The following is a 13,249-nucleotide window of genomic DNA, read 5'->3' as shown; positions in this document are numbered from 1 at the left end:
GAAGAGCCCCTGATCCCCGCCCGGCCCCGGGCGGGGACCAGGGGCTCTTCGCCTGCTCAGGGAGTCAGCACCAGCTTGCCGAAGACCTGGCCGCGCTCCAGCTGCTCGAACGCCGCCCGGGCCTCCGCCAGCGGTCGCACCGAGTCGATCACCGGACGCACCCCGGAGTTCGCGCACAGCGCCAGCAGGCCGGCCAGCTCCTCCTTGGAACCCATGGTCGAACCGACCACCTTCAACTCCAGGAAGAAGATCCGGTTCAGCTCGGCGGCCTTCGGGCTCGGCCCGCTGGTCGCCCCCGAGATCACGATGGTCCCGCCCGGCCGGAGCGACTTCACCGAGTGCGACCACGTCGCCGCGCCCACCGTCTCCATCACCGCGTCCACCCGCTCCGGCAGCCGGGCGCCGCTCTCGAACGCGGCGTCCGCGCCCAGCTCGACCGCACGGGCCCGCTTGGCCTCGTCCCGGCCCGTCACCCACACCCGCAGCCCGGCCGCCTTCGCCAGCACCACCAGCGCCGTCGACACCCCGCCACCGGCGCCCTGCACCAGCACCGTGTCGCCCGGCTTCACGCCCGCGTTGGTGAACAGCATCCGGTACGCCGTCAGCCACGCCGTCGGCAGGCACGCCGCCTGCTCGAAGCTCAGCTCCTTCGGCTTCGGCAGCAGGTTCCACGTCGGCACCGCGACGCGCTGCGCGAACGTTCCCCGGTACCGCTCGGTGAGGATCGACCGCGGCTCGCCCGGGCCCACCCCGTGACCGCTCTGCCCGATCACCGAGTGGATCACCACCTCGTTGCCGTGCTCGTCGACGCCCGAGGCGTCGCACCCCAGCACCATCGGCAACCGCTCCGCCGGCAGCCCCACCCCCCGCAACGACCACAGATCATGGTGGTTCAACGTGGCGGCCTTCACCGTCACCACGCTCCACCCCGGCCGCACCTCGGGCTCGGGCACCTCGCCCAGCTCCAGCGCGCTCAACGGATCGTCAGGACTGATACGGGCGGCATAGGCAGCAAACATGCCCGGACCATAGCCCTGCCGCCGCCCGGCTGTTAACCACGACTCACTGTGACGGGGCGCACAGCCCGCGCGGGGGCGCCTCCCGGCCCGCGGGGAGAACTGCGCGAAGCGGAAGGCACCACGTCCGCAGGGTCGCGGCGCAGGACAGTGACCTGCACTCGACCGCGACCCTGCGGACGTGATGTGCGCCTTCGCGCCTACAGCCGCGCGAGCCCCTCCGCCTTCGCCGCGTCCGCGACCGCCCGGGTGACCGCCGGGGCGACCCGCTCGTCGAAGGGCGACGGGATGACCTTCTGCGGGGTCAGCTCGTCCGCGACGACGCCCGCCAGGGCCTTCGCGGCGGCGAGCTTCATGCCCTCCGAGATCCGGCTGGACCGGACGGAGAGGGCGCCGGCGAAGATGCCCGGGAAGGCCAGCACGTTGTTGATCTGGTTGGGGAAGTCGGAGCGGCCGGTGGCGACGACGGCCGCGTAGCGGTGCGCGACCTCGGGGTGGATCTCCGGGGTGGGGTTGGCCATCGCGAAGATGAAGCAGCCGGGCGCCATGGTGGCGACGGCCTCCTCGGGGACGGTGCCGCCGGAGACGCCGATGAAGACGTCCGCGCCGTTCAGGGCGTCCGCGAGGCTTCCCTTCAGACCGGTCCGGTTGGTCAGCGCGGCGATCTCCGCCTTGACGTCGGTCAGGTCGCCCCGGCCTTCGTACACCACGCCGCGGCGGTCGCAGACGGCGACGTCGCCGATGCCGGCGGCGAGCAGCATCTTGGCGATCGCGATGCCGGCCGCGCCGGCGCCGGAGATGACCGCCCGCAGGTCGCCGATCTCGCGGTTCGTCACCTTGGCGGCGTTCCACAGGGCGGCGGTGGTGACGATCGCGGTGCCGTGCTGGTCGTCGTGGAAGACCGGGATGTCGAGCCGCTCCTGGAGCTGCTTCTCGATCTCGAAGCAGCGGGGGGCGGAGATGTCCTCCAGGTTGACGCCGCCGAAGGACGGGGCCAGCCGGACCACGGTCTCGACGATCTCGTCGACCTCGGTGCAGGCCAGCGCGATCGGCACCGCGTCGACGCCGCCGAACTGCTTGAACAGGATCGCCTTGCCCTCCATGACGGGCAGCGAGGCCTCGGGGCCGATGTCACCGAGGCCGAGCACCGCGGTGCCGTCGGTGACGACGGCGACGGTGTTGGCCTTCCAGGTGTAGTCGTTGACCAGCTCGGGCTTCTCGGCGATGGCGGTGCAGACCCGGGCGACGCCGGGGGTGTAGGCGAGGGACAGGTCGTCCGCGTCGCGCACCGGAACGGTGGCCCGGACTTCCATCTTGCCGCCGCGGTGCAGCGCGAAGACGGCGTCGACCGGGTCGTCCGTGCTCTGGGTGTCGGTGATGATCTCCGCTGCCACAATGACCTCTTCGTCATATCGGCGAAGGCGCGCTTCCGACGGACTTCGACCCGCTCGCACGCCGATGCGCGAAGGACGGGCACGCCGTCGCTGGCGTACCCGTGGCCGGGTCGGGACGCTGCCGTCGGGCGGGCGCCCTCGGGTGAGGGTTTTCGGTGTTCTGCGCTGTTTCGTCGGGACGCCGGCTTCGCACCGTCCGCCGGTGTCCGTCTTGTTCCGCGTGGCCCCCGATAGCGAGGGGTCCGCAGGCACTCGCAGGAGTGAACGCAGACACGTAGGGAAGCCGGTGCCTCGGATACGGAGCCGGTGACGGCTTCCGTTCCTGCGCACCCCCGGCCCTGTGGCGAACCGGCGGTCTGAGTTCTGCGTCGGGGGTCACCCGATAGCAGATTCTGACACACCCGCCACCGGAGTCGTCCGGCCGGGATGGCAGTATCCGGAGTTCGACCACCGTTGTCCGGACGTTCCCCCGCCTTTCGGCCGGCGTCCGGACCCCTACCGCGCCCGGCCGCGCACCCCGCGCACGGCGACGGAGGACCGCACCGCCTCTCCCACAGGAGCACCGTCATGTCGTTGGCCACTCACCCCTCCGACTCCCCCGCAAGACAGCGGCTCGGCATCGCTGCGGCGGCCGGTTCACTGCTGCTGCTGACCGCCTGCAGCAGTTCCTCCTCGGCGGGTCCGGCGCCCGCCGACCTGCACGGGCAGCTGCCCGATCCGGTGCGCAGCTCGGGCGTGCTGCGGGTCGGCACCGACCTGAAGTACGCGCCGATCGGGTTCAAGACCGCGGACGGCAAGCCGGACGGCCTGGACGTGGACCTGGCGAACGCGCTGGGCCAGGTCCTGGGGGTGAAGGTGCAGTTCGCGGAGGTGCCGTTCGAGCGGCTGTTCCTGGGTCTGCAGGGCCGGGAGTTCGACGTGGTGATGTCGGGGATGACGGACAACCTCCAGCGCCGGGACGGCACCGACGCCAAGGGCATGAAGATGAACTCCGGCGTGGACTTCGTGGACTACTTCGTGACCGGCACCTCGATCGTGGTGGCCAAGGGCAATCCGCAGAAGATCAGCACGCTGGACGACCTGTGCGGGCGGACGGTGGCCCTGCAGCGCGACACCGTGCAGGCGGTGCTGGCGGAGCGTCAGGCGGTGGTGTGCGAGAAGGCGCACAAGAAGCTGACACTGCAGCAGACGGACACCGACGACCAGGCGCTGGCGCTGGTGGCGCAGGGCAAGGCGGCCGCGGACCTGAGTGACACGCCCGCCGCGGCGTACGCGGCGCAGCAGGGGCGCGGTGGGGCGCAGTTCCAGGTGACGGGCGAGCAGATGCAGGCGGGGCCGTACGGGATCGTGGTGTCCAAGGAGGACACCGTGCTGCGGGACACCCTGGTGAAGGCACTCGACCGGGTGATCCGCAGTGGTGACTACGACAAGATCCTGGCGAAGTGGGGCCTGTCCGCGGGGGCGGCGCAGAACGCCGTGGTGAACGGCGGCTTCTAGCCGGACGCGGGCGGCGGGGCCCGGGCCGGTGGCGGTCCCGGGCCTCGGCCGCTCTTGCATGCATACTTATGCACAATGTGACATGGCCAGGCGAATGGTCCGAATAGCGGACACATGGTGGTCCTGTTATCCGATTTTGATCTGAGCCGGGGCCTGATCAGGCCTTCACGGTGGCAGGATTCCCACACATCGGATCCACGTGTCACCTCGGCGGAGGGTGGCGAGCACCGAACCCGCTGTACCCGCACCGCATCCCCCCAGGCGGCGCGGACCCCGTCCGACTCCCCAGGAGGATCCCCTCATGACCCGCACCCCGCGCACCCGGCTGATCGCCGCCGCCGCTGTCCTCGCGACCGGTTCCCTGCTGCTCACCGCCTGCGGGAGCTCCACCAGCAGCTCCGGTTCCGCCGGCGCCGCGGGCGCCGCGGCCATACCGACCCAGGCCATCCCGGCCGCCTCCGCCGACCCTGCGGCGGCCGCCCTGCTCCCGGCCGACATCAAGGCGTCCGGCAAGCTCGTGGTCGCCGCCGACGCGTCCTACGCGCCCAACGAGTTCAAGGACGAGAAGGGCAAGATCGTCGGCATGGACGTCGACCTCGCGGTGGCCATCGCCCAGAAGCTGGGCCTGACCGCGGACGTCCAGGACGCCGAGTTCACCTCGATCATCCCGGGCATCGCGTCGAACAAGTACCAGATGGGCATGAGCTCCTTCACCGACACGAAGGAGCGCGAGAAGACCGTCGACATGATCACCTACTTCACCGCGGGCTCGGCCGCGGCGGTGAAGAAGGGCAACCCGGCGAAGATCGACCCGAACGACCTGTGCGGCAAGAAGGTCGCGGTGCAGACCGGCACCACCCAGGCCGACGAGGTCAAGGACGTCCGCAACCCCGACTGCGTCAAGGCCGGCAAGCCGACCATCCCGAACGACGGCGACAAGTTCGTCCTCCAGACGGACGTCACCCAGTCCCTGATGGCCGGTCGCGAACAGGTGATGCTGGCCGACTCGCCGGTGATCGACTACGCGCTGAAGCAGACCGGTGGCCAGCTGGAGAAGATCGGCGACACCTACGACTCCGCCCCGTACGGCGTGATCGTCAACAAGGGCAGCGACCTGACCAAGGCCGTCCAGGCCGCGATCACCGCGCTGATCGCGGACGGCACCTACAAGGCCGTCCTCGACAAGTGGGGCGTCGCCGCCGGCGCCGTCACCGCCCCCGAGATCAACGCCGCCAAGAGCTGACCCCCTGCCGCCCGAGCCCCTGACGAGGTAATCACGTGAACAAGACCGACCAGGGGTCGGTGACATCGGGACGGTCTGAGGCCATCAAGGCCGTCCCGGTCCGCCACCCCGGACGCTGGGCCGGAGTGGCGGTCATCGCCGTCCTCGCGGCGATGCTGTTGCACGCCCTGATCTACAACCCCGCCTTCATGTGGGACGTGGTCTGGCAGACCATGCAGGACCAGACCGTGCTGCACGGCATCTGGGTCACCATCGAGCTGACCGTGCTGTCGATGGTCATCGGCGTGGTCGGCGGTGTGCTGCTGGCCGTGATGCGGCTGTCCGGCAACCCGGTGCTGTCCGGCACCGCCTGGTTCTACATCTGGATCTTCCGCGGCACCCCGCTGCTGGTGCAGCTGGTGTTCTGGAACAACATCGGCTTCCTGTGGCCGAAGCTGTCGATCGGCATCCCGTTCGGCCCGTCGTTCTTCTCCGAGGACGCCAACGTGCTGGTGCCGGTGTTCACCGCCGCGCTGCTCGGCCTGGCGCTGAACGAGGCCGCCTACATGGCGGAGATCGTCCGGGCCGGCATCCAGTCGGTGGACGAGGGGCAGGCCGAGGCCGCGCACGCGCTCGGCATGTCGAAGGCCGCCACCATGCGCCGGATCGTGCTGCCGCAGGCGATGCGGGTGATCATCCCGCCGACCGGCAACGAGACCATCTCGATGCTGAAGAACACCTCGCTGGTCCAGGTGATCGCGCTGGTCGAGCTGTTCACCGCCGGTCACGACATCTACGCCCGCACCTTCCAGACCGTGCCGGTGCTGATCGCGGTCTCGATCTACTACCTGCTGATGACGTCCGTCATGACGGTCGGCCAGTACTACATCGAGCGGCACTACGCCCGGGGCGCCAACCGGACGCTGCCGCCCACCCCGATCCAGCGGGTCCGCGCCCTGTTCGCGGGCAAGCCCACCCCGAAGGCCGCCCCGGCGCCGGACGAAGGGACGCAGGCATGACCGACCTGACCAAGCCGCCGGTGACCGCCGGCGACCGTCCGATGGTCAAGGCCGAGGGCGTGCACAAGTCGTACGGCCAGGTCGAGGTGCTCAAGGGCATCGACCTGGAGGTGAAGCAGAGCGAGGTGTTCTGCCTGGTCGGCCCGTCCGGCTCCGGCAAGTCGACCTTCCTGCGCTGCATCAACCACCTGGAGAAGATCAACTCCGGCCGGCTGTACGTCGACGGCGACCTGGTCGGCTACCAGCAGCGCGGCGACCGGCTGTACGAGCTGAAGGACCGCGAGGTCGCGCTGAAGCGCCAGGACATCGGCATGGTGTTCCAGCGGTTCAACCTGTTCCCGCACATGACCGCGCTGGAGAACGTCATCGAGGCGCCGGTGCAGGTCAAGAAGGAGAACAAGGCGGCCGCCAAGGAGCGGGCGATGGCCCTGCTGGACCGGGTCGGGCTGGCCGACAAGGCCGGCAACTACCCGACCCAGCTCTCCGGCGGCCAGCAGCAGCGGGTGGCGATCGCCCGGGCGCTGGCCATGCAGCCCAAGCTGATGCTGTTCGACGAGCCCACCTCGGCGCTCGACCCCGAGCTGGTCGGCGAGGTGCTGGACGTCATGCGCGGCCTGGCCGACGAGGGCATGACGATGATCGTGGTCACCCACGAGATGGGCTTCGCCCGCGAGGTCGGCGACGCCCTGGTGTTCATGGACGGCGGCGTGGTGGTCGAGTCCGGCCACCCGCGCGAGGTGCTCACCAACCCGCAGCACGAGCGCACCCGGGCGTTCCTGTCCAAGGTGCTCTGACCCCGCTCCACGCCCCCGGCGGCCTCCAGGGGCTCCCCGGTGCCCGTCGCACGCCCCCGCGCGCGGCGGGCACCCGCGCATCCCCACCCACGTGTAATACCCTGGAGCCTCCGGACCCGTTACACCCCGCCTCGGAAGGACCCCCGTGGAGCTCGCTTCGTACGCCGACTTCGCCGTTCGGCTGGTCAACAGCGAGGAGCCGGACCGCGGCACCGACACCCTCAACTCGGTGGACGCCGTCCGGGCCCTGTTCGGCGCCACCTCCGCCCGGGCCTGCGCGCTCGCCGACGAGTCCGACCTGCCCCGGCTGCGCGCCGTGCGCACCCGGCTGCGCGGCGTCTTCGAGGCCGCCGCCGACGGCGAGGACGTCCGCGCCGTCGACCTGCTGAACAGCCTGATGGTGGAGTACCCCGTCAGCCCACTGGTCTCCGGCCACGACGACCTGGACGACACCGGCCGCCCCAACTGGCACCTGCACCTGGCCGACAACGCGCCCACCGCGGCCGCCAACTACGCCGCCGTCGCCTGCATGGGGCTGGCCATCCACCTCACCGAACTCGGCGTCGACCGGCTCGGCATCTGCCAGGCCTCGCCCTGCCGCAACGCCTACCTGGACACCTCCACCAACCGCTCCCGCCGCTACTGCTCGGACCGCTGCGCCACCCGCGCCAACGTGGCCGCCTACCGGGCCCGCAAGCGCCAGGAGGCGCAGCGCGCCCTGGCCGCCGCCCAGGGCTGAGCCCCCGTCAGAGCTCCGGATCCACCGGCGCGGTGACGCCCAGCCGCTCGGCCAGCCACGCCGGGCGGCCCTCCAGCGCGCGCTCCAGGCCGCGCCCCGGGGCCAGCCAGGCCGGCCGGGGCGCCAGCCGGAGCAGCACCCGGCCGAGCACCAACTCGTCCGGCACCGCGCCGTATTCGCGGCTGTCGGTGCGTACCAGCGGATTGTCGGACAGCATCCACCAGCCGCCCGGCCGGCGGCCCACCGCCCGTTTCACCACCAGCAGGTCCTGCTGCAACGGGTGCCGGAACAGCGCGATCGCACCCGGCCGCAGCGGCGCGCCGTAGCGCACCAGCACCCGGTCGCCGTCGGACAGCAGCCTGCGCATCGACGGTCCGGCGATGTCGGCCACGCCGAGCGGTGCCCCATATCGCACGATTCCCACTCCTTCTTTTACCCTAGGCCCCCGGGCCGACGGCGAATTCGGCCCGTCGTGAGGGTAATGTCGGGCCCGGGAAGACGATCTAAGGAAGGACCCCCATGTTCTCTCGTCTGTTTGCTCCGCGGGTCACCGCCCACGCGCACTGCGACCTGCCCTGCGGCGTGTACGACCCGGCTCAGGCCCGCATCGAGGCCGAGTCCGTGAAGGCCACTCAGGAGAAGTACCAGGCCAACGAGGACGCCGAGTTCCGCGCTCGCGCGATCGTCATCAAGGAGGAGCGCGCCGAGCTGGTCAAGCACCACCTCTCGGTGCTGCACACCGACTACTTCAAGGCCCCGCACTTCGAGGCGTACCCGGGCCTGCACGACCTGTTCAACCGTGCCGGCAAGGCCGCCTCGGCCACCAAGGCGTCCACCGACCCGGCCACCGGCCAGGCCCTGCTGGACCTGATCGCCGAGATCGACGCGATCTTCTGGGAGACCAAGAAGGCCTGACGCCTCGTCAGCTCTTCGCTCCTGCCGGAACCCGGCCGCCACCGCCCCGCCCCGGGGCCCGGCGGTCGGGTTCCGCGTTTCCGCGCCCCGGCCCGGCCCCGTCCGGTCCGGGGTTTTCCCAGGTTCCTCCCGGGCATACAGCAATTTCCCGGGCGGCAGGGCTTTCCGGTAGGAGGGGGAAGATGAGTACGCTCGATCGTATGATCCGCACCGCGACTCCCGCCGACGTCCCCGTCATCCACGCCATGATCCGCGAGCTCGCCGACTACGAGAAGGCCCTGCACGAGGCCCGGGCCACCGAGGAGCAGCTGCACGACGCGCTGTTCGGCGAGCACCCGGCGCTGTTCGGCCTGATCGCCGAGGACGAGTCGGGCGAGCCGGCCGGTTTCGCGCTGTGGTTCCGCAACTTCTCGACCTGGCGCGGCACTCATGGCATCTATCTGGAAGACCTGTACGTCTCCCCCGACAAGCGCGGCGGCGGCCACGGCAAGGCGCTGCTCACCGAACTGGCCCGGATCTGCGTGGAGCGCGGCTACCACCGGCTGGAGTGGTCGGTGCTGGACTGGAACGAGCCGTCGATCGGTTTCTACAAGTCGCTGGGCGCGGTCCCGATGGACGAGTGGACGGTCTTCCGGCTCACCGACGGCGCGCTCGCCGAGCTGGGTTCCACGCCCCGCTGAGCGCAGTCCTGTTCGAACTCTGATCCCTCGTTCCCGTGACGGTGGACGGAGATCACGACAGACCGACCCCGGGCGCGGTAACGTCTCGGGGCACAAGGCAGTTGAACCGATGCCAGTGAAGGTGTCGGGGTCCGCGGACCCCCAAGCACCGAGCGTCACCCAGGAGGTGAGGGTGTCCCAGATCGACAGCGAGCCCGGAGTGAAGGACTTCGTCGAGGTCCGCCTGCCCGCGGCGGGCGCCTACCTCTCGGTGCTGCGGACGGCCACGGCCGGCCTCGCGGCCCGGCTGGACTTCACCCTGGACGAGATCGAGGATCTCCGCATCGCGGTGGACGAGGCGTGCGCGATCCTGCTCCAACAGGCCGTTCCGGGCTCGATCCTGAGCTGCGAGTTCCGCCTGGTCGGCGACGCGCTGCGGGTCACCGTGTCCGCACCGACCACCGACGGCCGGGCCCCGGAACGGGACACCTTCGCCTGGACGGTGCTCTCCGCGCTGGCCGGGGAGGTGGACTCCGCGGTGGCCGCGGACAACACCGTCTCCATCAGCCTGCACAAGAAGCGCGGCGGGTCGCCGGGCCAGCCGTAGGTAGTGACGTGTTCTCGGAACGGAACGGGTGATCGCCGTGAGTGATCTGGACCGCACAGCCGTCGTACCTCCGCAGGCCAGCGTTGCCCGCACCGCCACCCCTGACGAAGCCCTCCCGAAGGACCCCAGCCGGATGAGCCAGCCGACCGACCCGAAGCCCGAGCGGCCCGCGGCCGAGCCCGAGCGCAAGGAGGGGGACGGCCCGGCGGCCGCCGCCGAGGCCGTCCGCTCGACCGTCCCGGCCCAGGGGCACCGCAGCGGCGCGCCCGACCGCGAGGCGGCCCGGGCCCTGTTCGTGCGGCTGTCCGAACTGCCGGAGGGATCTCCGGAGCGGGTGGAGATCCGCAACCAGCTGGTCCGGATGCACATCCCGCTGGTCGAGCACCTGGCCCGCCGGTTCCGCAACCGCGGCGAGCCGCTGGACGACCTGACCCAGGTCGCCACCATCGGCCTGATCAAGTCGGTCGACCGCTTCGACCACGAGCGGGGCGTGGAGTTCTCCACCTACGCGACGCCGACCATCGTCGGCGAGATCAAGCGGCACTTCCGCGACAAGGGCTGGGCGGTGCGGGTGCCGCGCCGGCTGCAGGAGCTGCGGCTGTCGCTGACCACGGCGACCAGCGAGCTGTCCCAGCGGCACGGCCGCTCCCCCACGGTGCACGAGCTGGCCGAGCACCTGGGCATCTCCGAGGAGGACGTGCTGGAGGGCCTGGAGTCCGCCAACGCGTACTCCACGCTGTCCCTGGACGTACCGGACAGCGACGACGAGTCGCCGGCCGTGGCGGACACCCTGGGCGCCACCGACGAGGCACTGGAGGGCGTCGAGTACCGCGAGTCGCTGAAGCCGCTGCTGGCCCAACTCCCGCCCCGGGAGCAGAAGATCCTGGTGCTGCGGTTCTTCCGGAACATGACGCAGTCGCAGATCGCGGCCGAGGTCGGCATCTCCCAGATGCACGTCTCCCGGCTGCTGGCCCGCACCCTGGCGCAGCTCCGCGAGAAGCTGCTGGTCGAGGAGTAACCGCCGTACCGCAGCAGGGCCCGCCCCGACACCCGGGGCGGGCCCTGCGCGCGTTCAGGGGCCGGTCACTGCTCGCCGTAGAGCACCGCGGTGACCTTCGGGTTGAGCAGCGAGACGATGCCGGCCAGGCCGAGCACCGCGATCGCGGCGCCGACGGCGATCATGCCGCCGCCGGACTGCCACATGTAGTACGCGACCGGCAGGCAGATGGAGTTGGTGAGCACGGCGGGGCTGCGGCCCCACTTCTGCCCGCGCAGCAGGGCGCGGCCGGCCATCAGCGGCAGCAGGCCCATCAGCAGCAGCACGATGCCGCCCGTCTCGGTGCGGCCGAAGGCGGCGTCCGAGCCGAGGAAGCCGGAGATCAGGTCGTAGACCCCCCAGCCCGCCATCGCCGCGCCCTCCAGCGCGGTGATGCCCGCGCCGACGAGCAGCGGGACGGGCCGGTCGGGCGCGGTGGCAGTGGCGGGAGCGGATTCAGCGGTCACCGGGCCAGGGTAACGGTCGTCCTGCGTCGGACGGGTCGTAGGCTGATCGCCATGCGCGCTCTCCTGGTCGTGAACCCGAAGGCGACCACCACCAGTGGCCGGACCCGGGACGTGCTGATCCATGCCCTGCGCAGCGACCTGAAGCTGGACGTCGCGGAGACCCAGTACCGGGGCCACGCGGGCGACCTGGCCCGTCAGGCGGCCGAGGACGGCACGGTGGACCTGGTGGTGGCACTGGGCGGCGACGGCACCGTGAACGAGACCGTGAACGGCCTGCTGGCGCACGGGCCGGGCGAGCGGGTGCCGCGGCTGGCGGTGGTGCCGGGCGGGTCGACCAACGTGTTCGCCCGCGCGCTGGGGCTCCCGAACGATCCGGTGGAGGCCACCGGCGCACTCCTGGACGCGTTGGAGCACCACCGGGAGCGCGCGATCGGGCTGGGCAAGGCGCTGACCGACGGCGAGCCGGACCGCTGGTTCACCTTCACCGCCGGACTGGGGTTCGACGCGGGCGTGGTCGGCCGGGTGGAGCGCCAGCGCAGGGCGGGGCGCAAATCCACTCACGCGCTCTATGTCGTGGAGGCGCTGCGGCACTACGTCACCGAGCGTGAACACCGCCGTTCGGGCCCGATCACGCTGGAGATCAACGGCCAGGAGCCGGTGCCGGGCATGGTGATGGCCATAGTCTCCAACACCGCACCCTGGACCTTTCTCGGCTCCCGCCCGGTCTTTCCGTCCCCCTCGGCGTCGTTCGAAACCGATCTGGACGTCTTCGGCATCACCCGAATGACCGCGTTGCGCACCGCCCGAACGGTCCGTCAGATCCTGCGCCCACAGCCCCCGGCAGAGGACGGCACACGCCCTGCCGGCCCGACCGGGAAGCATCTCGTCTCCTATCACGACGTCCGGCACTTCACCTTGGTTTCACAGGAACCGGTGCCGTTTCAGGTCGACGGGGACCACCTTGGAGACAGGAGTCGCGTCAGTTTCACAGGCGTACGGCGGGCACTGCGTGTGATTGTGTGACCAGAAGGGGGTCTTCACCTTGCACTCGAACGTGCGAGCCCCTTCACTCCATAGAAGTACCGCCTGTGAGGTAGGCGACACCGAAGAATCAAAAATTTCTTGCCGAAGGGGGTTGTATCCGGCTTCGAGGTTTGCGAACCTCTACATGGCGATCGGGACACACCGCAGACGACATCGCGGCAGAGTCCCTCGAATCGCCGAACCCCTCTCAGCAAAGACCTCCCGGGCCCGGTGGGCCTTTGGTCCCTTTTGCTGTTGCGGGATTCGTGAAAGCGTTCACATTCACAAGCCATTCGAGTGAGTCGCGGGCCACCGCCTGTCGACCGGAGGAGTTGGACGACCATGGACTGGCGCCACCGCGCTGTCTGCCGCGAAGAGGACCCGGAGCTGTTCTTCCCGATCGGGAACACCGGTCCTGCTCTGCTGCAGATCGAGGAAGCCAAGGCCGTGTGCCGCCGTTGCCCCGTCATGGAGCAGTGCCTGCAGTGGGCGCTCGAGACCGGCCAGGACGCCGGCGTCTGGGGCGGCATGAGCGAGGACGAGCGTCGCGCGATGAAGCGCCGCGCCGCCCGCAACCGGGCCCGCACCGCCTGACGCACCATCAGCAGTAGTACGGATCAACCCACGATCACGGGTTCGGCCGCATTCGGTCGGCCGAGCCTTCCCGAACGGGCCCCGCTCCAGTTGCGGGGTCGACGACGCGAGCCGCCCAGGCACTTGATACTGTTCACTTAGAGCAATATTGTGGACCTGTGGCGCTCACCGTGTGCAACACACGAGGCGGGCGTCGCGCCACACCAGAGCCCCCGTTCCGGCCGACTCCCCCCGACGGCCGGACCGGGTTGAGAGGCCCTGCCGACC

Annotated in this window: 15 protein-coding genes; 11 read left to right on the top strand and 4 right to left on the bottom strand. The window is 70.6% G+C overall.

The features are described from left to right. Positions 1–56 precede the first annotated feature (56 nt). Together ACIQF6_RS12230 and ACIQF6_RS12225 are read right to left on the bottom strand one after the other, a co-directional pair. Complete coding sequence (locus ACIQF6_RS12230) at positions 57–1,019, bottom strand: zinc-binding dehydrogenase (RefSeq protein WP_400893425.1); 963 nt, start codon at positions 1,017–1,019, stop codon at positions 57–59. Between the two features lie 197 nt (positions 1,020–1,216). Continuing rightward, complete coding sequence (locus tag ACIQF6_RS12225; RefSeq protein ID WP_400893422.1) at positions 1,217–2,410, bottom strand: NADP-dependent malic enzyme; 1,194 nt, start codon at positions 2,408–2,410, stop codon at positions 1,217–1,219. A gap of 567 nt (positions 2,411–2,977) precedes the next feature. Here ACIQF6_RS12225 and ACIQF6_RS12220 point away from each other — a divergent pair. From ACIQF6_RS12220 to ACIQF6_RS12200, 5 genes are all read left to right on the top strand, one after another. After that, entirely contained in the window at positions 2,978–3,907 is a 930-nt protein-coding gene (locus ACIQF6_RS12220) for an ABC transporter substrate-binding protein (protein WP_400893420.1), read from the top strand. 301 nt (positions 3,908–4,208) lie between these two features. After that, a complete protein-coding gene (locus tag ACIQF6_RS12215; RefSeq protein ID WP_400893418.1) occupies positions 4,209–5,150 on the top strand; it encodes an ABC transporter substrate-binding protein in 942 nt (313 codons plus the stop codon). A 35-nt stretch (positions 5,151–5,185) separates the two neighbouring features. Continuing rightward, positions 5,186–6,148: an amino acid ABC transporter permease gene (locus ACIQF6_RS12210; RefSeq protein ID WP_400893416.1), complete on the top strand. Its 963-nt coding sequence runs from the start codon at positions 5,186–5,188 to the stop codon at positions 6,146–6,148. 41 nt (positions 6,149–6,189) lie between these two features. Next, complete coding sequence (locus tag ACIQF6_RS12205; RefSeq protein WP_400893906.1) at positions 6,190–6,942, top strand: amino acid ABC transporter ATP-binding protein; 753 nt, start codon at positions 6,190–6,192, stop codon at positions 6,940–6,942. A gap of 145 nt (positions 6,943–7,087) precedes the next feature. Further along, positions 7,088–7,681 (top strand): CGNR zinc finger domain-containing protein, encoded by a 594-nt coding sequence (locus ACIQF6_RS12200; protein ID WP_400893414.1) that lies wholly within the window; start codon positions 7,088–7,090, stop codon positions 7,679–7,681. A 7-nt stretch (positions 7,682–7,688) separates the two neighbouring features. Here the strand turns inward: ACIQF6_RS12200 and sodX are convergent, their stop codons facing one another. Beyond that, the gene (gene sodX / locus ACIQF6_RS12195) at positions 7,689–8,096 is read right to left on the bottom strand and encodes a nickel-type superoxide dismutase maturation protease (protein ID WP_400893412.1); all 408 of its coding nucleotides are present in this window, start codon (positions 8,094–8,096) and stop codon (positions 7,689–7,691) included. A 104-nt stretch (positions 8,097–8,200) separates the two neighbouring features. Here sodX and sodN point away from each other — a divergent pair, with 104 nt between their 5' ends. The 4 genes from sodN to ACIQF6_RS12175 all read left to right on the top strand — a co-directional run bounded on the left by sodN (position 8,201) and on the right by ACIQF6_RS12175 (position 10,880). After that, the gene (sodN, locus tag ACIQF6_RS12190) at positions 8,201–8,596 is read left to right on the top strand and encodes a superoxide dismutase, Ni (protein WP_400893410.1); all 396 of its coding nucleotides are present in this window, start codon (positions 8,201–8,203) and stop codon (positions 8,594–8,596) included. Between the two features lie 200 nt (positions 8,597–8,796). Further along, positions 8,797–9,276: a GNAT family N-acetyltransferase gene (locus tag ACIQF6_RS12185; protein WP_400893407.1), complete on the top strand. Its 480-nt coding sequence runs from the start codon at positions 8,797–8,799 to the stop codon at positions 9,274–9,276. A gap of 172 nt (positions 9,277–9,448) precedes the next feature. Continuing rightward, a complete protein-coding gene (locus tag ACIQF6_RS12180; RefSeq protein WP_400893405.1) occupies positions 9,449–9,862 on the top strand; it encodes an anti-sigma regulatory factor in 414 nt (137 codons plus the stop codon). Positions 9,863–9,899: 37 nt separating this feature from the next. Next, positions 9,900–10,880, top strand: a complete 981-nt coding sequence (locus ACIQF6_RS12175) for a SigB/SigF/SigG family RNA polymerase sigma factor (protein WP_400893403.1) — start codon at positions 9,900–9,902, stop codon at positions 10,878–10,880. Between the two features lie 65 nt (positions 10,881–10,945). Here the strand turns inward: ACIQF6_RS12175 and ACIQF6_RS12170 are convergent, their stop codons facing one another. Beyond that, positions 10,946–11,365 carry a hypothetical protein gene (locus ACIQF6_RS12170; RefSeq protein ID WP_400893401.1) on the bottom strand — a complete coding sequence of 140 codons (420 nt, stop codon included), beginning with the start codon at positions 11,363–11,365 and terminating at the stop codon, positions 10,946–10,948. A 51-nt stretch (positions 11,366–11,416) separates the two neighbouring features. On the opposite strand from ACIQF6_RS12170, the gene ACIQF6_RS12165 reads away from it, so the two are divergent. Together ACIQF6_RS12165 and ACIQF6_RS12160 are read left to right on the top strand one after the other, a co-directional pair. Beyond that, entirely contained in the window at positions 11,417–12,388 is a 972-nt protein-coding gene (locus ACIQF6_RS12165; protein WP_400893399.1) for a diacylglycerol/lipid kinase family protein, read from the top strand. Positions 12,389–12,730: 342 nt separating this feature from the next. Beyond that, positions 12,731–12,982 (top strand): WhiB family transcriptional regulator, encoded by a 252-nt coding sequence (locus ACIQF6_RS12160; protein WP_014138019.1) that lies wholly within the window; start codon positions 12,731–12,733, stop codon positions 12,980–12,982. Positions 12,983–13,249: the final 267 nt, after the last annotated feature.

Source organism: Kitasatospora sp. NPDC092948, from assembly GCF_044754805.1.
Classification (GTDB): Bacteria; Actinomycetota; Actinomycetes; order Streptomycetales; family Streptomycetaceae; genus Kitasatospora.
Note: the sequence above shows the minus strand (reverse complement) of the source record. Positions and strands in the feature narration are given on the sequence as shown.

Coding starts and splice junctions, on each gene's coding strand:
- ACIQF6_RS12230 (WP_400893425.1), bottom strand. CDS start 1,019: ATGTTTGCTGCCTATGCCGCCCGTATCAGTCCTGACGATCCGTTGAGC.
- ACIQF6_RS12220 (WP_400893420.1), top strand. CDS start 2,978: ATGTCGTTGGCCACTCACCCCTCCGACTCCCCCGCAAGACAGCGGCTC.
- ACIQF6_RS12215 (WP_400893418.1), top strand. CDS start 4,209: ATGACCCGCACCCCGCGCACCCGGCTGATCGCCGCCGCCGCTGTCCTC.
- ACIQF6_RS12205 (WP_400893906.1), top strand. CDS start 6,190: ATGGTCAAGGCCGAGGGCGTGCACAAGTCGTACGGCCAGGTCGAGGTG.
- sodN (WP_400893410.1), top strand. CDS start 8,201: ATGTTCTCTCGTCTGTTTGCTCCGCGGGTCACCGCCCACGCGCACTGC.
- ACIQF6_RS12185 (WP_400893407.1), top strand. CDS start 8,797: ATGATCCGCACCGCGACTCCCGCCGACGTCCCCGTCATCCACGCCATG.
- ACIQF6_RS12165 (WP_400893399.1), top strand. CDS start 11,417: ATGCGCGCTCTCCTGGTCGTGAACCCGAAGGCGACCACCACCAGTGGC.
- ACIQF6_RS12160 (WP_014138019.1), top strand. CDS start 12,731: ATGGACTGGCGCCACCGCGCTGTCTGCCGCGAAGAGGACCCGGAGCTG.